Source organism: Dyella halodurans, from assembly GCF_026283925.1.
Classification (GTDB): domain Bacteria; phylum Pseudomonadota; class Gammaproteobacteria; order Xanthomonadales; family Rhodanobacteraceae; genus Dyella; species Dyella halodurans.
Genome location: NZ_JAPDPF010000001.1, coordinates 406641 through 424736 on the forward strand (window position 1 = coordinate 406641; position 18096 = coordinate 424736).

15 protein-coding genes are annotated in these 18096 nt (G+C 63.9%); 10 read left to right on the forward strand and 5 right to left on the reverse strand.

Going from position 1 to position 18096, the window contains the following annotated elements:
• Positions 1-30: 30 nt before the first annotated feature.
• Together OUZ49_RS01800 and OUZ49_RS01805 are read left to right on the forward strand one after the other, a co-directional pair.
• Positions 31-654 carry a glutathione S-transferase N-terminal domain-containing protein gene (locus tag OUZ49_RS01800; RefSeq protein WP_266148213.1) on the forward strand — a complete coding sequence of 208 codons (624 nt, stop codon included), beginning with the start codon at positions 31-33 and terminating at the stop codon, positions 652-654.
• Between the two features lie 184 nt (positions 655-838).
• Positions 839-1291, forward strand: a complete 453-nt coding sequence (locus OUZ49_RS01805; RefSeq protein ID WP_266148214.1) for a ClpXP protease specificity-enhancing factor — start codon at positions 839-841, stop codon at positions 1289-1291.
• Positions 1292-1309: 18 nt separating this feature from the next.
• On the opposite strand, the gene OUZ49_RS01810 is transcribed toward OUZ49_RS01805, so the two are convergent.
• The 4 genes from OUZ49_RS01810 to OUZ49_RS01825 all read right to left on the reverse strand — a co-directional run bounded on the left by OUZ49_RS01810 (position 1310) and on the right by OUZ49_RS01825 (position 5377).
• Positions 1310-1717, reverse strand: a complete 408-nt coding sequence (locus OUZ49_RS01810; protein ID WP_266148216.1) for a DUF3301 domain-containing protein — start codon at positions 1715-1717, stop codon at positions 1310-1312.
• A gap of 81 nt (positions 1718-1798) precedes the next feature.
• Positions 1799-2653: a carboxylating nicotinate-nucleotide diphosphorylase gene (gene nadC / locus OUZ49_RS01815; RefSeq protein ID WP_266148217.1), complete on the reverse strand. Its 855-nt coding sequence runs from the start codon at positions 2651-2653 to the stop codon at positions 1799-1801.
• Positions 2650-4941, reverse strand: a complete 2292-nt coding sequence (locus tag OUZ49_RS01820) for a DUF1631 domain-containing protein (RefSeq protein WP_266148219.1) — start codon at positions 4939-4941, stop codon at positions 2650-2652. The genes nadC and OUZ49_RS01820 overlap by 4 nt, the downstream gene beginning before the upstream one ends.
• Before the next feature lie 163 nt (positions 4942-5104).
• A complete protein-coding gene (locus OUZ49_RS01825) occupies positions 5105-5377 on the reverse strand; it encodes a Trm112 family protein (protein WP_266148221.1) in 273 nt (90 codons plus the stop codon).
• 63 nt (positions 5378-5440) lie between these two features.
• Between OUZ49_RS01825 and purE the strand changes: the two genes are divergently transcribed.
• Positions 5441-5944, forward strand: coding sequence for a 5-(carboxyamino)imidazole ribonucleotide mutase (purE, locus tag OUZ49_RS01830; RefSeq protein ID WP_266148222.1), 504 nt, complete (start codon positions 5441-5443; stop codon positions 5942-5944).
• Positions 5941-7095 (forward strand): 5-(carboxyamino)imidazole ribonucleotide synthase, encoded by a 1155-nt coding sequence (locus OUZ49_RS01835; RefSeq protein ID WP_266148223.1) that lies wholly within the window; start codon positions 5941-5943, stop codon positions 7093-7095. Before purE ends, OUZ49_RS01835 begins: the two co-directional genes overlap by 4 nt.
• Before the next feature lie 71 nt (positions 7096-7166).
• Here the strand turns inward: OUZ49_RS01835 and sodB are convergent, their stop codons facing one another.
• On the reverse strand, positions 7167-7745 hold the full coding sequence (sodB, locus tag OUZ49_RS01840) for a superoxide dismutase [Fe] (RefSeq protein WP_266148224.1): 579 nt from the start codon (positions 7743-7745) through the stop codon (positions 7167-7169).
• A gap of 116 nt (positions 7746-7861) precedes the next feature.
• On the opposite strand from sodB, the gene grxD reads away from it, so the two are divergent.
• The 6 genes from grxD to OUZ49_RS01870 all read left to right on the forward strand — a co-directional run bounded on the left by grxD (position 7862) and on the right by OUZ49_RS01870 (position 18025).
• The gene (grxD, locus tag OUZ49_RS01845; RefSeq protein ID WP_266148225.1) at positions 7862-8185 is read left to right on the forward strand and encodes a Grx4 family monothiol glutaredoxin; all 324 of its coding nucleotides are present in this window, start codon (positions 7862-7864) and stop codon (positions 8183-8185) included.
• Positions 8185-8955, forward strand: a complete 771-nt coding sequence (locus OUZ49_RS01850; RefSeq protein WP_266148226.1) for an SDR family NAD(P)-dependent oxidoreductase — start codon at positions 8185-8187, stop codon at positions 8953-8955. Before grxD ends, OUZ49_RS01850 begins: the two co-directional genes overlap by 1 nt.
• Before the next feature lie 36 nt (positions 8956-8991).
• Positions 8992-9591: a YhgN family NAAT transporter gene (locus OUZ49_RS01855; protein WP_266148629.1), complete on the forward strand. Its 600-nt coding sequence runs from the start codon at positions 8992-8994 to the stop codon at positions 9589-9591.
• 100 nt (positions 9592-9691) lie between these two features.
• Positions 9692-11401: a bifunctional ornithine lipid synthase OlsF gene (gene olsF, locus OUZ49_RS01860; RefSeq protein ID WP_266148227.1), complete on the forward strand. Its 1710-nt coding sequence runs from the start codon at positions 9692-9694 to the stop codon at positions 11399-11401.
• A gap of 473 nt (positions 11402-11874) precedes the next feature.
• Positions 11875-14298 carry a TonB-dependent receptor gene (locus OUZ49_RS01865; protein WP_266148228.1) on the forward strand — a complete coding sequence of 808 codons (2424 nt, stop codon included), beginning with the start codon at positions 11875-11877 and terminating at the stop codon, positions 14296-14298.
• 418 nt (positions 14299-14716) lie between these two features.
• The gene (locus OUZ49_RS01870) at positions 14717-18025 is read left to right on the forward strand and encodes a TonB-dependent receptor (RefSeq protein WP_266148230.1); all 3309 of its coding nucleotides are present in this window, start codon (positions 14717-14719) and stop codon (positions 18023-18025) included.
• The last annotated feature ends 71 nt before the right edge of the window (positions 18026-18096 follow it).

Genomic DNA, 18096 nt, shown 5'->3' on the forward strand with positions numbered 1-18096 from the left:
ACCCGCTTAACGTCGATGGGGAGATCGCGCATGGTTCAAAGTGCTCGTTCGCGTACCGCACTCACCCTCTACACCACCGCGGACGGCATTCAATGCCACCGCACGCGGCTGGTGCTCGCCGCCAAGGGCGTCACCTACGAGCGGGTCCTGGTGGACCCGGCCAAGCCGCCGGAAGACCTGCTTGACCTCAACCCCTACGGCACGACGCCGACCCTGGTCGACCGCGACCTCACGCTCTACGACACGGCTGTCGTCTGCGAATACCTCGACGAGCGCTACCCGCACCCGCCCTTGATGCCTATCGACCCGCTGTCCAGGGCCAGGCTGCGCCTTGCCGCGGTGCGCATCGAGCTGGACTGGCTGCCCGAGATCGACGCCATCCGGGCCGGAGGGCGGCCCGCCGACACCGCCCGCAGGCGCTTGCGCGAGCACCTGCTGGGCTCGCTGCCCCTGTTCAAGGCATCAAGATTCTTCCTCAACCCTGAAATGAGCCTCGCGGACTGCCTGGTGGCGCCCGTGGTGTGGCGCCTGCCCTGGTTGAGCGTGGATCTGGGGCGCGAAGGCAAGCCTATCCTCGACTATGGTGAGCGCTTGTTTGCCAGCCAAGGCTATGCGCGCAGCCTGACCGCCGAAGAAAAGGCCATGCGCCCCTGATTGCCGCCTGGCTTTCGCGGGGTTCCGGCACGGCGCCGTCCGGTTTGCAGCCGGCGGGAAATGGCCGGTGCGCACGTCTCTTGGCAGATTTCCCTTCATCTGGCCCCGAGTTGGCTTAAACTCCTCCGATCTCCCTGGCAAGCTGTGGCGATTCCGCCATGGGCCGGCCATCCATAGGCAACGCATGACCGACGACAAGCTCCCGCCGATGACCCCCAATCGTCCGTACCTGTTGCGGGCTATCTACGATTGGATCAGCGACAACAATCTCACCCCCTACGTGCTGGTGGATGCGGCGCGCGAGGGTGTGCGGGTGCCGCCGCAGGTGGTGAAGAACGGGCAGGTGGTGCTGAACCTGGCGATGCGCGCCGTCGCCAACCTCGATCTGGGCAACGACTGGATCAGCTTCCAGGCCCGCTTCTCGGGCGTCAGCCACAACATTCACATCCCCATTTCGGCCGTGCTGGCGCTGTACGCGCAGGAGAACGGGCAGGGCATGATGTTCCCGGCCGATGAGGGTGGCGACACGCCGCCCCCCGGTAGCCCCGATCCGGACGACACGCCGCCAACGCCCGAATCCGATGACGCGGGCGACAAACCCAAGCGCAATGCGCCGTTCCTTCGCGTGGTCAAGTGATCGAAGCGCGTAGCCGCCTCAGTGCAGGCGGCTGTCCTTGTGCAAACGAGGGCGCAGCGGCACCACGTTGTCCGCTGGTGTCGGTGGCAGGTGCTCTGCACTCAGGCCCGGTAGATGGCTTTGGATGGTGGGCAGGCTCACGCCGGTAAGCGTTTGACCGATCATCCATAGTCTGCCCGGTTCGCGATCGTCGCCATCGATGCTCACTTCGAACGTGTAGCAACGTTCGAGCAGCCAGCGACCATGGACGCGCCGCATGCGCATGCCACGCAGGCCTACGCTTTCATCGAGCAATTGCAGGCCATGTTGCTGGCATTGCTGGCGGCCTTCCTGGGTCGCCTGTTCACGGGCACGGCTAAGCTTCAGCCACAGCCCGATCACGGCCAGCAGCAGTACCAGCAGAAGCAGGTCCGAAAGTTCGCTCATGCAGCGAGAGTGTAGTCTCGATCGACGGCTTGCAAGGGTTGCGATGGTTTTCCGCCAGCCATGCAGGAGACCGCCAGCGGATCAATCCAGTTGCAGTCGCAACGAAAGATCGACTGCGCGCACGTGCTTGGTCAACGCACCCACCGAGATGAAGTCCACGCCGGTGCGCGCAAAGTCGCCAATGGTCGAAAGATCCACATTGCCGGAGATTTCCAGGTCGGCACGGCCTTTCGCGATGGCGACCGCTTCGCGCATCAAGGGCAGGGTGAAGTTGTCCAGCATGATGCGATCGGCGCCTGCTTCCAGCGCCTGCTGCAGCTCACCCAGGTTTTCGACCTCGATTTCCAGCAGCAGGGACGGATGCCGTTGGCGCGCGGCCTTGGCTGCCCGGTCGATGCCGCCGGCCGCGATGATGTGGTTTTCCTTCACCAGGATGGCGTCGTAGAGGCCGATCCGGTGATTGTGGCCTCCGCCACATAACACGGCGTATTTCTGCGCCAGGCGCAGTCCAGGCACGGTCTTGCGGGTGTCCAGCACGCGCACGCCGGTGCCGGCCACGGCGGCGACATAGGCGGCCGTGATGGTCGCGGTACCGGAGAGCAGCTGCAGGAAGTTGAGTGCCGAACGCTCGGCGCTTACCAGCGCGCGCGCGTTGCCGCGAATCCGGCAAATCACCGCGCCCGCCTGGGCGCGCTCGCCATCACGCAGGGCCCAGTCGATCGTCACCTGGGGATCGAGCTGGCGGAAGCAGGCATTGAACCAGTCGATGCCCGCCATTACCGCCTCTTCGCGGCAGGTCAGCGTGGCGCTGGCCTGCGCATCGGCAGGGAGCAGGTCGGCCGTGGCATCGCCGGTGCCGATGTCTTCGGCAAAGCAGCGCTCGACGTCCGCGCGGATCAGCTCGGGTGAGGGTGGAGCAAGCGAGAGTGAGGTCATTCGGTATCGCTGGCGGTCGCCGTGGCAGGCTGGCTTAGACGGCCGACGATGGCGTCCAGGGCGCGGTCAAACAGAGCGGTGGAGTCGAGCACCCGTGCCGTACCCGCCGCCAGCGCCGCGGCAAGTTCCTGCGGGGCGTGGTCGGCCACTTTGAGGCCACGGCGGTTCACGAACAAATAGCGTCCGCTCATCGGGCTGATCCACGAAAGCTTGGCGCGTTCGATGGTCTCCGGACCGGTCACGAACTCCAGCCAGGTACCGGGCTTGAGCTCGGAGACCAGCAGCATCTCCGGCGTATCGAGGGCGGCTTCGGCCTCGGGTTCGGACCTGGCCAGCTCGGCTTCGCTTTCGGCGATCGGCTGGATGCTCTCGGGGATCGGCAACGTGGTGGATTCTTCCACCGCGTGCACCTCGGCCTCCGGCACGGGCTCGCCGAGCTGATGGCGGTAATAGGTGTGCAGTTGGGCCAGCAGGCGGTCGATGTCGCTTTCCTGGAACGCGACATTGGCCAGCCCACGGCGCAGGGCGCGCTCGATGCCCGGCAGCATTTGGCGCAGCGCGCGACGCTCGTCGAGCGTACGGGCCGGCTTGGTGCTGTCGATGAAGTCGTTGGTGAAGCGCACCGCGTCGCGGAACTCGGAGGACTCTTCACCCTGGCGCAGGATGGTCAGCACCAGGTAGTTGGCCCAGGCGCGGGTGAGGATGCCGTGGATCAGCGGCGGCAAGGCGTGCTCGCCGATGCGGCTGAGGATCTCGCGGGCGGCGCGGCGACGCGCCTGCTCCAGCTTCTCGCGGCCGCGGGTGGACTCGGCGACGCGCTGCTCCGCCAGTTCGGCACGACGCCGGCTGATGTCCTGGAATTCCTGCAGCTCGGTGCACAGGCGCTCGAAGATGGTCAGGTCGTCGTCGAAGTCCTGCAGCAGGCGATCGACGATGGATTTAACCTTGTCGTGCAGGCGATGGTCGCGATCCGACTCCGCCGACCAGCCCTTGGCGGCGTCGGCCAGGTTGTCGAGCAGGCGACGCGCCGGATGCTGCCGGTGCGCGAACAGCTTGCGGTCGAGGATGGCGGCCTTGAGGTAAGGAATCTGCAGGCGCGCCAGCAGTACCTGCATCTCGGTCGGCAGGTTGCGGTCTTCGAGAATGAACTCGAACAGCATGCCGACGAGGTCGATGGTGTCCTCATCGATCGTCGAGACCTGGCTGGGGCGTTCGCCACGCAGCGAGCCGATCTGGGCGAGCAGATGCTCCTTGAGATGCTGCACTTCGCCGGCCAGCTCGATGGCATCGCTGGAGCGCAAGGGCATTTGTTGGCTGATGGCAGCCTGGCTCTGCAATACGCTGAGCGCGCCGATCAGCTCGTTGGCGCTGGGCATTTGCAGCGCGCCGGCCGGCAGGTGGGTCGCTTCGGGACCGCTGCGGCGCGCGCTGAACAGGGTGCGCAAGGTCTGCAGCAATTCGCTGGACGCGACGCCTTCGTCCTCGGAAAGGAAGGCGCCTTCGGCCTGCCCCGCGCCGGCAGCGGCATCCGCTGCGGCCGGCGTAGCGTTGCCGCCGGCGCGCGCTGCGCCGCCACGAGTGACTTCATGACGCAGCTGCGGCAGCACGCCGGCCTTGATCAGTTCGGCGTTGATTTCCTGATACAGCTCGTCCAGCGAAGCCAGCACGTAGCGGTCGAACAGCTTGTAGATGATGAGCTTGACGCGCATCTCGGCGCTGAGCTCGCGCATCGCCTGGCGGAACGCCTGGGACAGCGCGGAAGGACCGACCGGGTTGCTGCTGTCGTCGATCTGGATGCCACCGTAGATCACCGACAGGCGCTGGTTCACGGCAAACAGGTCGCGCGTCAGGCGCGTCTCGTTCTTGCCGATCATGCTGGTGATGGCGAGCGATTCTTCCAGTTCGTTGTCGGCCACCAGCGACAATTCCACCGACCCGATCGGGAGCGGCGAGCTGCTGCCCGTGGTCGAGTTGCTGCGGTAGTTCGAGGAGAAGTCGCTGAGGTCCCGCGAGACCTGGGTCAGGAAACTGCGTTCGACGATCGGACGGCGCTTGCGCACTTCGCGCATGCCGTCGAAGTAATGCATCTGTGCGGCGTTGTTCTCGGCCTTCTCGGCCAGGTCGAACAGCGCATCGTCGACATGCTCGAACATGCCGTTGATCAAGATCTGCAGGCGACGGCCCGCGACGTCCCGGACGTTGTTCAAGAGGGCGCCTCCGCGCTCGCTGGATGGGTCCAGGCGCTGGCTCAGGCTGACGATATTGGATGGTTCACTGGCGTCTTTCATCGCCACACCCCTAAGTGATGCCGATGTTCAATCAGCCCATCGCGACAATACGCTGGCCTACAATAAGGGAAAGCCGGGCACGCTGTCATGCCCCGTGTGGTCGGGCTGTGACGCGGTCGTCAGCGGCAGGTATTTACGCCGGCCGAAAAGTCTGGCCAGAGGCTCAGGCGGCGGCCGGGAAGTCCCGCAGCTGGGTCGTACCGATGCCTTCCTCGGGGAGCATCACGGGGATGCCGTCCTCGACCCGGTAGATGACCTTGCGATCGGTGGTGATCAGGCCCTCGGGCACGGCTTCGCGGACGGCGACGCCCGCCACGCTTTCGACCTGGCTGCTGCCGATGGCGCTGTTCAAGGCTTCGAGTTCAGCCCGGTTGAGGGGGCGGACCGGAACTTTGCTGACCGGGCAGCACAGGATGTCGAGCAGGCGTTTGTCCATGGGGCGGGGTCGTGTCGGAGCGCGGAAAGCTCGTACAATAACCCCTTTTGGATGGCTTGGGTCATGACTTCGACTTCTCTCCCGCCGCGCGTAGGCGTTGTGATGGGCTCCCGCTCTGACTGGGAGACCATGGAGCACGCGGCCAGCGTGCTGGTCGAGCTGGGCGTGGCGCATGAAGTACGGGTGGTATCCGCGCACCGCACGCCAGACCTGCTGTTCCAGTACGCCGAGCAAGCGGTCGGTCGCGGCATCCAGGTGATCATTGCCGGTGCCGGCGGAGCCGCTCATCTGCCGGGCATGCTGTCGGCTAAGACGCGCTTGCCGGTATTCGGCGTGCCGGTGCAATCCAAGGCGCTCAATGGCATGGATTCCCTGTTGTCGATCGCGCAAATGCCTGCGGGTATCCCGGTCGGAACGCTGGCCATCGGCCGCGCCGGTGCGGTGAATGCAGGCCTGTTGGCGGCCTCGGTGCTGGCCCTGCACGACCCGTCCTTGGCCACGGCGCTGGACAACTACCGTGCCCGCCAGACCCAGACTGTGCTGGATCACCCGGACCCGCGTTCGTGACTGCTCGCCGTCAACCGGTGGTAGGCATTCTGGGTGGCGGTCAGCTCGCCCGCATGCTGGCGCTTGCGGCAGCCCCGCTGGGCGTGAAAAGCCTGGTCGTGGACAGCTCCGCCGACGCCTGTGCCGGTCAGGTGGCGCCGCTGGTGGTAGCCGACTGGACCGACTACGAGGCCTTGGAGCGCTTTGCCGCCCGGGTCGACGTGGTCACCTTCGATTTCGAGAACGTGCCGGCGGAAACCGCGCACTGGCTGGCGCAGAAGGTGTCGGTGTTCCCGGCGCCGCGTGCCCTGGCGGTGGCGCAGGACCGCCTGGCCGAAAAGACCCTGTTCCATGAGTGCGGACTGCCGACACCTGCGTTCAAGGCGATCGACACCCGCGCCGAGCTGGACCAGGCGCTGGCGATGATCGGCGCGCCGGCGATCCTGAAAACCCGGCGGCTGGGCTACGACGGCAAGGGGCAGTTCCGCATCAAGACGTTGGCGGATGCCGATGCCGCCTGGGCAGCCCTGGGTGCGCAGGCAACGGCGCATGGCCTCATCCTCGAAGCTTTCGTGCCGTTCGATCGCGAGCTCTCGGTGATCGCGGTACGTGGTCGCGATGGCGATTTCCGGACCTGGCCGTTGACCCAGAACTGGCATACCGACGGCGTGCTCTCGTTGAGCCTCGCGCCGGCGCCGGATATCGCGTCGTTGCAGGCGCGTGCCACCGGACTCGCGCGCACGCTGGCGGAGAAGCTTGAATACGTCGGCGTGTTTGCGCTGGAGCTGTTCGTCAAGGATGGCCAGCTGCTAGGCAACGAGATGGCGCCGCGCGTGCACAACTCGGGTCACTGGACGATCGAGGGCGCGCTCACCAGCCAGTTCGAGAACCATGTGCGCGCCGTGCTGGGCCTGCCGTTGGGCGATACCTCGGCGCGCGGCCTGTCGGCGATGTTCAACTGGATCGGCGAACTGCCTGATGCAGCACCGGTGCTTGAGGCTGTGGATGCGCACTGGCACGACTACGGCAAGGAGCCGCGTACGGGCCGCAAGGTAGGGCATGCCACGGTATGTGCGGCCAACGCGCAACAACTGGTCGAACGACTCGCTGGCATCGCGCATGCGCTGCATCGCGATCAGCAGGCCGATCCGGCCGTACGTGAACTGGGCTGAGCGTAGCCCATAAAAAACGGAGCCGTTGCCGGCTCCGTTTTTTTTACGCGAGTAGCGCCGGCCGGTTGCTATCAGGCCAGGTTCTTCGCGGCAAAGTCCCAGTTGACCAGGTTCCAGAACGCCTCGATGTACTTCGGACGGGCGTTGCGGTAGTCAATGTAGTAAGCGTGTTCCCACACGTCGCAGGTCAACAGCGGCTTGTCGCTACCGGTGATCGGCGTGGCCGCGTTGGAGGTGTTCACGATGCCCAGCGAGCCGTCCGCACGCTGCACCAGCCAGGTCCAGCCCGAGCCGAAATTGCCGACAGCCGACTTGGTGAACTCTTCCTTGAACTTCTCCACCGAGCCGAACGCCTTGGTGATGGCGTCAGCGAGCTTGCCGGTCGGCTCCTTGCCGCCGGTCGGGCTCAGCGAGTGCCAGTAGAACGTGTGGTTCCAGATCTGGGCTGCATTGTTGAACACGCCACCGGAGGACTTCTTGATGATGTCTTCCAGCGAGGCGCTTTCGAACTCAGTGCCCTTGACGAGGTTATTGAGGTTGGTCACGTAGGCCTGGTGATGCTTGCCGTAGTGATATTCCAGCGTCTCGGCCGAGATATGCGGTTCGAGCGCGTTCTTTTCGTAGGGCAGGGCGGGGAGTTCGATCGCCATGAGTTGGCTCCTGGGCGTTGGCTAAGGAAAGGGCCGGATCGACATGGCCAGGCGGCCACCGATACACGGCTGATACACTACCGATCTATACGCATTGTAATGATGAACCCAAGACTATGGACGTTAACGAGCGAATCAAGGCCGTGCTGGCCGATCACGCCATCGTGCTCTTCATGAAGGGTACGCCGCAGTTCCCTATGTGCGGGTTCTCCAGCCGCGCCGTGCAGGCGCTGCAAGCGGCTGGCGCGGACTTCCATGCCGTGAACGTGCTGGCCGATCCGGAAGTGCGCGCCGCACTGCCGCACTACGCCAACTGGCCGACGTTTCCGCAGCTGTTCATCCAGGGCGAGCTGATCGGTGGCTGCGATATCGTCGAGGACCTGAAGGTCTCCGGAGAACTCGCGCGCATGGCGGCCGACGTGGCCGGAGTGCAGCACTGATGGCCTTGCAGCTGGTACGCCTGCCGCAGGCTTGGACGTCCACTGCGGATGCACTGGCTGGTCGCGTGATCCTGGTCACCGGCGCCTATGGTGGCCTCGGCGCCGCCGTGGCGCGTGCCGCGGCGCGAGCCGGCGCGACGGTGGTGATCACCGGTCGCCGCAAGCGTCAGCTGGAGCAGCTCTATGACGCCATGGTCAGCGAGGGACTGACCGAGCCGGTCATTCATCCGCTCGATATGGAAGTCGCCACGCCACGCGATTACGAGGCGCTGGCCGACGGCCTTGAGCGCGATTTTGGGCGGCTCGACGGTATCGTCCATGCCGCGGCGAGCTTCAATGGCTTGACGCCGCTTGCCGTGCACAAGCCGGATGACTGGTTGCGTGCGATGCACGTCAACGTGTCCGCGCCGTTCGCGCTGACCCAGGCCTGCATGCCCTTGCTGACGCAGGCGCAAGATAGCGCCGTCGTGCTGGTGCTGGACGACCCCGCGCTGATGCAGCGCGCCCACTGGGGCGCTTACGGCGTTTCCAAGGCGGCGCTGGAGCGTTATGTCGAAATCCTGCACCAGGAAACCGAGCAGACATCGCTGCGCGCCCATGCGCTGCTGCCGGCGCCGATGCGCACCACCCTGCGTCGTGCAGCGTATTTCGGTGAAGACACCACGATCCAGCCGCTGCCGGATGCGACCGCTGCTGCCGTGGTCTATCTGCTTGGCGCGCAGGGCGGGGCAGCACGCGGCGCGGCGCTCGACCTGCGTCCGCCGGCATGATCGTGCGACAGGGACAGGTCTGACATGGAAGCGCAGATGACCACGCTGTCGGCGGCGATCCTGTTGTTCCTGATCATGGATCCGCTGGGCAATATCCCGATCTTCCTCAGTCTGCTCAAGGATGTGGCACCCAAGCGCCGCCGTCACGTGATGGTGCGCGAATTGCTGATTGCATTGGGCGTCTTGCTGGGTTTCCTGGTCGGTGGCCAGCACATCCTCAAGGTGCTGCAGCTGAAGCAGGAGTCGATCAGCATCGCCGGCGGCATCGTGTTGTTCCTGATCGGCATCCGCATGGTGTTTCCGCCGGCGGATGGCGGCGGCATCTTCGGCAAACCTGGCGAAGGCGAGCCTTTTATCGTGCCGATGGCCATTCCTGGCGTGGCCGGGCCTTCCGCCATGGCGGCGCTGCTGCTGCTCACCAACACCCAGCCTGGTCGTACGGCCGACTGGGCCATCGCCCTGCTGGGAGCGTGGCTGGCGACGGCGGTGATCCTGCTGTTCTCTACCTATTTGTTCCGTTGGCTGGGCGAGAGTGTGCTCACCGCGCTCGAGCGTGTGATGGGCATGTTGCTGATTGCCTTGTCGGTGCAGATGTTCCTCAGTGGCGTGGCGGCGTACCTCCATCTGGCCGTTTGAGACGTAGGGCGATCCCCTGCGTAACTTTTTTCGCCCCTGTGCGATCACCTTGCTGTCATAATTCGCCACCAGCATTCGGGGTATTCCCAAGGAGGCGGTCATGCTCAGTGTTGAACAGACCCTCACCGAACGTCTGCCATGGTTGGCGCAACACCCTCTGATACGCCGGCCGGTCGCCGGCATGCTGGGCCGCTTGGCCGATCAGGACGGTTTCAATCGGACCCTGGAGGCGCTCGAGGGCACCGAAGGGTTTGACTGGGTCGAGCGTGCGCTCGAGCTGCTCGGCGTCAGCTACTTCGTCAACCCGCGCGAGCGCGAGAACATTCCGGTCGAAGGCGGCGTACTGATCGTCGCCAATCACCCGCAGGGCATGATGGATGCGCTGACCCTGCTGCAGCTGGTCGGCTCGGTGCGCAGCGACGTACGCATCCTGGCGAACGACTGGCTGTCGTCCATCCCGCAACTGCACAAGCTGATGCTGCCCGTCGATGTGTTCGGCAAGGGCGCGGCTTCGCGTATGCGCGCCATCTATCGCGCGCTGGAAAATGGCGAGGCGCTGATCGTGTTTCCCGCGGGCGAAGTTTCGCGCGTGCGTCCCTCAGGCGTGAGCGACGGGCGCTGGGCCGACGGCTTTGCGCGATTGGCTTTGCATAGCCGGGTGCCGGTACTACCGATCCACGTGGCGGCACGCAATTCAGCCATGTTCTACGGCCTTTCGATGCTGGCCAAGCCGCTCAGCACCGCCATGCTGCCGCGCGAGGCGATCTCCCCGGTGAGCCGGCGCATTGGTTTCAGCGTGGGCGCCCTGGTCGCAGCCGACGAACTGGAGCAGCGCAGTGGCGGTTCCGCCAAGCGCGCGGCGAAGTTGATGCGTCGCCACGTTTATCGCGTGGGCCGTCACCGCGGACAGATCTTTGGTGGACAGGCGCCGCTGGCTCATCCGGAGCCGATCGACCGCGTGGCCGCCGAATTGCAGGCGCATGCCGAGAAGCTGGCCGATCTCAACGACGGCAAGCAGGCGCTGCTGTTCAAGGGTGCCGCCGACAGCGTGGTGCTGCGCGAGATTGGACGCCTGCGCGAGCTCACGTTCCGCAAGGTAGGCGAGGGCACGGGGGCGCGGCGCGATCTCGACATTTATGACCCGCACTACGAGCACCTCGTGTTGTGGGATCCCAAGGCGCTGCGCATCGTCGGCTCCTATCGCTTTGGCCATGGCGGCCGGCTGATCGCCGAACGCGGCATGGAAAGCCTGTATACGTCGAGCCTGTTCAATTATTCACCGGCGCTTGAATCGCGCCTGGCCCAAGGCCTGGAGTTGGGCCGCAGCTTTATCGCACCCGCTTACTGGCGCTCGCGCGCGCTGGACCAGCTGTGGCAGGGCATCGGCCTGTATCTGCAGCGCCATCCGGAGCTGCGCTACCTGTTCGGCCCCGTCAGCATGTCGGTGAGCCTGCCGCTGGAGGCGCGCGAATGGATCGCCGCGGCTCATCAGCATTACTTCGGCGCACCGGGCCTGGCCTCGGCGCGGCAACCGTTCGAAGTCTCGCCTGCCGTTATCGATCTGGTCCGCGGCGCGCTTGAAGGCCTCGATCCCGCGGCCGGTCTGGGCATGCTCAAGCATCATCTCGATGCGCTCGGTGTCAGCCTGCCGGTGCTGTACCGCCAGTACGTGGATCTGGTGGAGCCGGCAGGCGTGCAATTCCTCGCCTTCGGCGAGGACCCGGGCTTTTCCGGCTGCGTAGACGGCCTGGTGATGCTCGATCTGGCCACGCTCAAGCCGGCAAAACGCGCCCGCTACCTAGGCAAGTAATCCTCACCACTGCGTCGTGCATCCTTGCGCCAAGGGCGCAAGGATGCCGCTGTGTGGCCATGGCGGAGCTTGCGCGAGTCGCTTGAAGTTTCGATCAACCGAGTGAACTCGGTGAGACTTGTGAGCGATCGGTAAATTTACTGTAAAATACTTATGCCAACCTTATGGAGTTGACCCATGCGCAAGGGGTGTTTCGCTGCATGGGGCAACGTCGTCTGGCTGTTTTCCAAGTAGTTGCCCGATCTTCTCCGATCGGGCTTTTTTTGGCCCGGAGGAAACGTTTAAAATTACGTTAATCGGCATGAAATTGCGTTTAAGCACCCATGCTTGCGCACGCTCTTTCGAATGATCGAAAGATTCCCTGTCGGGCCGAACACCCCTCATCCCTGAAACGTTTGCTGGCCATTTCCACGGCGGCCGGCCGCTTCGCTTTTTGCCAATTAAATCAACCATTGAGATTCAGGAACTACCCAATGAAACGAAACCACCTTTCCATGGCGATCGCCGTCGCGTTTTGCATGGCCGCCGGTTCGAGCTGGGCGCAGGACGCAGCAAATCAGACTGACCAGGCCGCCGCCGCCGCTGCGACGACGCAGCGCAGCGCGTCGAGCACGTCCAATACGACGACGTCCAACGACACCAAGCGCGTGCAGCAGCTGAACACCGTGTCCGTGCAGGCGCAGACGCTGTCGCTGGGCGGTGGCCTGATGTCGGTGCAGACCGCGCCGAAGTCGGTGTCCACGATCACCCGCGACGCCATCATCCAGGCCTCGCCGGGCGCGAACTTCACCCAGATGATCGCCACCATCCCAGGCGTGAATTCCGCGACGGACGACGTCACCGGCCTGGCCAACGGCCATTACAGCATCCGCGGCTTCGACTCCTCGGACATCGGCATGACGCTCAACGGCGCGCCGATCACCGACTCGGGCAGCTACTCGGTTTATGCGACGGAATACGGCGACACCGAGAACATGGGCGATATCACCGTGCTGCAAGGCATTCCGGATATCGACATGCCTGACTCCGGCGCCAGCGGTGGTCACATCGGTTGGGCCACGATCGACCCGACGCATACGGCCGGCCTCGATTTCACACAGAGCTGGGGTAACAACGACTACCGCCGCACCTTTCTTCGCCTCAATACGGGTGACACCGGTCCGGTCCGTTCGTGGCTGTCCTATTCCACCAACAGCGCCGACAAGTGGCGCGGTTCGGGTGACATGGACGTGACCAAGGTCGACGGCAAGTCGATCTGGACCATCAACGACGACAATTCCATCAGCGCGTCGCTGCAGTACAACCGCGAGAACAACATCAACTACCGTTCGCTGACCAAGGCCCAGGTGGCCCAGAACGGTTACGACTACGACTACACGCAGACCTGGATGCCGGGCTCGTCCGCCGCCGCCATCGCCAACAACACCTACTACTACGGTCTGCGCACCAACCCGTTCCGCAGCTACCTGTTCAGCATGGATGGCGAATTCAAGTTGGCCGACAGCCTGCGCCTGTCCGTGGTGCCGTACTTCTGGTACGGCAATGGCGGTGGCGGTGCGGGTGCGACGGTGACCGAGAGCACCCTGCAGGCCGATCGCTTCGGCTATGCAGACCAGGACGTCAACGGTGACGGCAAGGTCATCAACAACACCAAGGGTGTGGTCTATTCCTACTCGGCGGCCACCACCTATCGCCCGGGCGTGATCGCCAAGTTCAACCAGGACTTCGGCCTCAACAACAGCCTCGAGTACGGCGTGTGGTACGAGCGTTCGCGCAAGAGCCAGGCCGACGTCTACGGCCAGGTCGATAGCGCCGGCAATCCGGCCGATCCGTGGGGCAACTCCGCTTTCATCACGTTCCCGGTCAGCGGCCTGCCGCAGAAGGTGTATGACGAGTACACCACCACCGAGATCAAGAAGGGCTTCGTCACCGACAACTGGACCCCGAACGACCAGTGGACCTTCACTGGCGGCGTGAGCTACCTGTGGACGAACCGCAGCGGCTACGTGTGGGAATACCCGGGCTCGGTCGCGCCGGGCTCGTTCGGCAAGCTCCAGAACTTCACCGACGTGGACAAGAACTGGAACAAGTTCCTGCCGACGGCGGGCATCAAGTTCCAGCTCGACGAGCGCAACCAGTTCTTCATCGGCACCGGCAAGACCTTCCGTGCGCCGCCGAACACCGTGCTGCTGCTGAACACGCTGGACAACCAGAAGCAGGCCAACGCGCCTGAAACGGCATGGAACACCGACCTCGGCTACCGTTTCTACGGCGACGCACTGTCGGCCAGCCTCGACGTCTACCACAGCAACTACAACAACAAGCAGGAAAGCGCGTACGACGAAGCGACGGGCTACACCTACTACACCTCGATCCACCGCATGCACATGGACGGCTTCAGCGGTGAGCTGAGCTACAAGATCGCGAAGGACTGGACGGCCTACACGTCGTACACCTACACCAAGGCGCAGATCGTCGGTTCGATCGACGGCGGCAGTGGCGACGGCATCTATCCGACCGACGGCAAGACCATGCCGGACACCGCCCGCAACATCGGCAACGTCAGCCTGGGTTATGACGACGGCAGCCATCTGTGGGCCAACCTGCAGGCGCGCGTCACCAGCTCGCTGTACGGCGACTACATGAACACCGAGCGCGTGGGTGGCTTCACCACGTTCAACCTGAGCGCGGGCTACCGCTTCAACAGCTGGGAGCTGCTGAAGAACCCGTACGTGAAGTTGAATGTGCTGAACCTCACCGATCGCAAGGCGTTCTCGTACGTCAGCTCGGCGCAGTTCCTCGCCGTGGCGAGCGGCTCGCTCTACGCCAGCTCGCCGACTTACGGCCTGCTGCAGCCGCGTGCGTTCATGGTGACCTTCGGTACCTCGTTCAACTAAGCCGTAGCGCAAACCATCGCGTCAAAGCCGGCCCCGTCAGGGGCCGGCTTTTTTTGTGCTCGCGAAACGCGTTTCGCGCCCATTCGCGGCCGTGCCCTGGTCGATCTGCGGCTTCCCTCCCGCGTCCATTCCGGCCCCAGGCGCCCCCGGATGAGGCTGTGGGTCCAGGGGTTAAATCTTACGAAAATTGGCGGCACTCAGGCGTAAGAAATGTGCGGATAGCCTCAAGAAGTTACGTATTTGTAATATTATGCGCTTACATTCGTCGTACTGGGCCTGGGCCGGTGACCATTCCGAGCGCCCTGGGACGGTCAATTAACGTTAGGAGATCAGCCACTTAAGACGGTGGTGGAGGGGCATGGGACTCCTCTGCGCTGATCCCATGCCTTCTTGCGAATCTCTCTAGGGTTGAATCTCGATGAACCACGCTTTGCGCACGAAATTGCTGCCGATGGCGATCGCGACGCTGCTTGTCGCGGCGCCGGTCCTCGCACAGGACACCTCCTCCTCGATCAGTGGCCGCGTGCTGGACGCCGCTGGCCAGCCGATTGCCGGCGCCACGGTGCAGATCGTGCACGCGCCGACGGGCACCACCAAGACCACCACCACCGACGCCAGCGGCCGTTATGCCGCCCAGGGTCTGCGCGTGGGCGGTCCGTTCGATGTGAAGGTCAGCAAGGACGGTACCGAGGCCGAGCAGGACAATGTCTACCTGCAGCTGGCCCAGGACACCGCGGTCAACCTGACCATGGGTGCGGCGCACGCTGCCGCGCAGAACCTGGACGGCGTCACCGTCTCGGCGAACACGCTGTCGCAGACCTTCACCCCGGACAACAAGGGGCTGTCGACGAATGTCTCGCGTCGTGAAATCGAAGCGACGCCGACGCCGGGCCGCTCGATCCAGAACATCGTGCGCCTCGATCCGCGCATCACCATCACCGACCGTGCGCGTGGCGAAATCTCGGCCGTCGGCCAGAACAGCCGCTACAACAACATCACCGTCGACTCGGTCAGCGCAAACGACCCGTTCGGCCTGAACGCGAATGGCCTGCCGACGCTGGGCACGCCGATCTCGCAGGACACCATCGAGGAATACAACATCTCGACGGCGAACTACGACGTCGCCACCCGGCGCGGCCTCGGCGCCAATATCAACGCCGTCACCAAGAGCGGTACCAACGACTTCCACGGCTCGGTGTACTACGCGTTCCAGAACACCGACATGATCGGCGACAACGAGATCGGCAAGGAATACGCCGGCTTCAATCGCCAGTGGACGGGTGGCGCCACGTTCGGCGGTCCCCTCATCAAGGACAAGCTGTTCTTCTTTGCCTCGGTGGAGAAGAGCGAGCAGGTCGGTTCGGGCAGCCCCTACGGCCCGCAGGATTCCGGCGCGGCCACGCCGATCAAGGGCCTGACCAATGCGCAAGTGCAGCAGGTGCGCGATATCGCCGCGAAGTACGGCCTGACCGACCTGGGTTCGGTGGGCGGCGGCAATTCCAACCTGGTCGACAAGCGCTATCTGGGCAAGATCGACTGGAACATCGCCGACAACCATCGCGCCAGTTTCACCTATAGCAAGACCAAGGAAAACAAGCCGATTATCACCGGCAGCCAGACCAAGCTGGTGTTGTCCAGCGGCTGGTACAAGACCGACGTCGACAACAAGAGCTACGCGCTGCATTTCTACGATGACTGGTCGGATATCTTCTCCACCGACACCACCGTGTCGTACGCCAAGTTCGACCAGAACCGTGGCCCGTACAACGGCGTGGCGATGCCCGACATCACGGTGTATCCGGGGGTGTATGGCGGCCCGGCGGTGGAATTCGGCACGGAGTACTCCAGCCAGGCCAACGTGCTGCAGGTAAAGACCTTCAACGCGGCCTGGGCCGGCTCGCTGTTCCTCGGCGACCACACCGTGAAGGGCGGTATCGATTTCGAAAAGGACCAGTACTACAACCTGTTCCTGCAGAACTATTTCGGCAGCTACGTGTTTGAGGAAGTGCCGGGACCCAAGGGCACCACGGGCCTGGACAACTTCGCGGCCGGCAACTACTACCAGTACCGCTACAACCGTCCGGCCGACGGCCTGGGCCTGAATGATGTGGCTGCACGCTACAACCTCAACCAGTGGGGCGTGTTCCTGCAGGACACCTGGCAGGTCACCAACAACCTGTCGTTGCAGTACGGCGTGCGCGTCGATATTCCGTTGATGGACGACAAGCCGATCTACAACCCGACATTCGCCGCTGCGCCGGGCGTGAATGCAAAGGGCGCCGCCACTGGCGGCTTCGGCCGCACCAATCAGACCACCATCAACGGCAACCGCGTGGTGCAGCCGCGCATGTCGTTCAACTACGCGTTCAACACCGAGCTGATGACCCAGTTGCGCGGCGGCGCGGGCCTGTTCGTGACCAACCAGCCGGGCGTGTGGCTGGGCAATATCTTCTCCAACTCGGGCATGACCCAGACCCAGTACAACTGTGGCCCGACCCAGTCGCTGCCGTGCAATACCAACTTGCCGGCGTTCAGTCCGGATCCGCATAACCAGAACAACGGTCCGGGCGGCTCGGGCGTGATGACGGTCAACACCATCTCGCCGGATTGGCATATCCCTACCGCGTGGAAGCTCAGTCTCGGCATCGATCGCGAACTGCCCTGGTACGGATTGGTTGCGTCCGCGGACTGGTTGCATATCGACCAGCGGGATGCGATCTGGTTCCAGAACATCAACCTTGGCGCGCCGACCAAGGTGCTGCCGGATGGTCGCGTTTCCTACTACGGGGCACTGACGGATCCGGCGACGACGAAGCCCGGTCCGCGCGCGAATGCAAACTCGGCGTTCTCGGGCCAGATGATCAATCTTGCCAATACCAGCAAGGGCAGCGCGGACAGCATCGCCTTGGCGCTGCGAAAGCCGTTCTCGGACGAGTGGTCGGGCATGGTCGGTTTCACCTGGAGCCGTGCGACTGAAGTGAACCCGGGCACGTCGTCGGTGGCGAACTCGAACTACGGCAACAACTACGTCTACAACTCGAACGAGAACGTCGCCAGCACGTCGAATTACTCGGTGCCACGCCGCGTGATCGCCTCACTGAACTGGCAGCATCGCTTCTGGGGTGACTACACCACCAGCGCCAGCATCTTCTACGACGGCCACTCGGCTGCCCCGTACAGCTGGACCTTCGGCAATGACGCCAATGGCGACGGCTACACCAACGACCTGGTCTATATCCCACGTCCGGGTGAAGTCGTGTTCCGCAAGGATACCGATCCGAAGCTGATCCAGCAGTTCTGGGACTACATCCAGAAGAACGACTACCTGAAGGATCACCAGGGCCAGGTGGCCAAGCGCAACGGTGACCGCGCCGGCTGGATCAACCAGATCGACCTGAGCTTCAGCCAGGAGATTCCGGGCATCTTCAAGGGCAACAAGGGCATCATCCGCTTCGACGTGTACAACTTCACCAATATGCTCAACAAGCATTGGGGCATCGAGAAGCGCGTGAACTTCCCGGGTGGGCGTGCACTGGCGGACTACGCCGGCGTTGATCCGACCACCGGCAAGTACATCTACAACATCGATTGCGGCGGCAAGGCGTCCTGCACGACCTACAACCAGGGCAATGGCTACCAGCCGCTGCCGGTGCCGACCTATATCAACAACAACGACGACCTGGCCCAGCGCTGGTCGGTCTTGCTGACGTTGAAGTACGCGTTTTAAGGCCTGGGGCGGTCTTGGCGCTTCCTGGCGGGGCGCCAAGACTTCCGCATCCTTTAACAGGATTGCGCGAG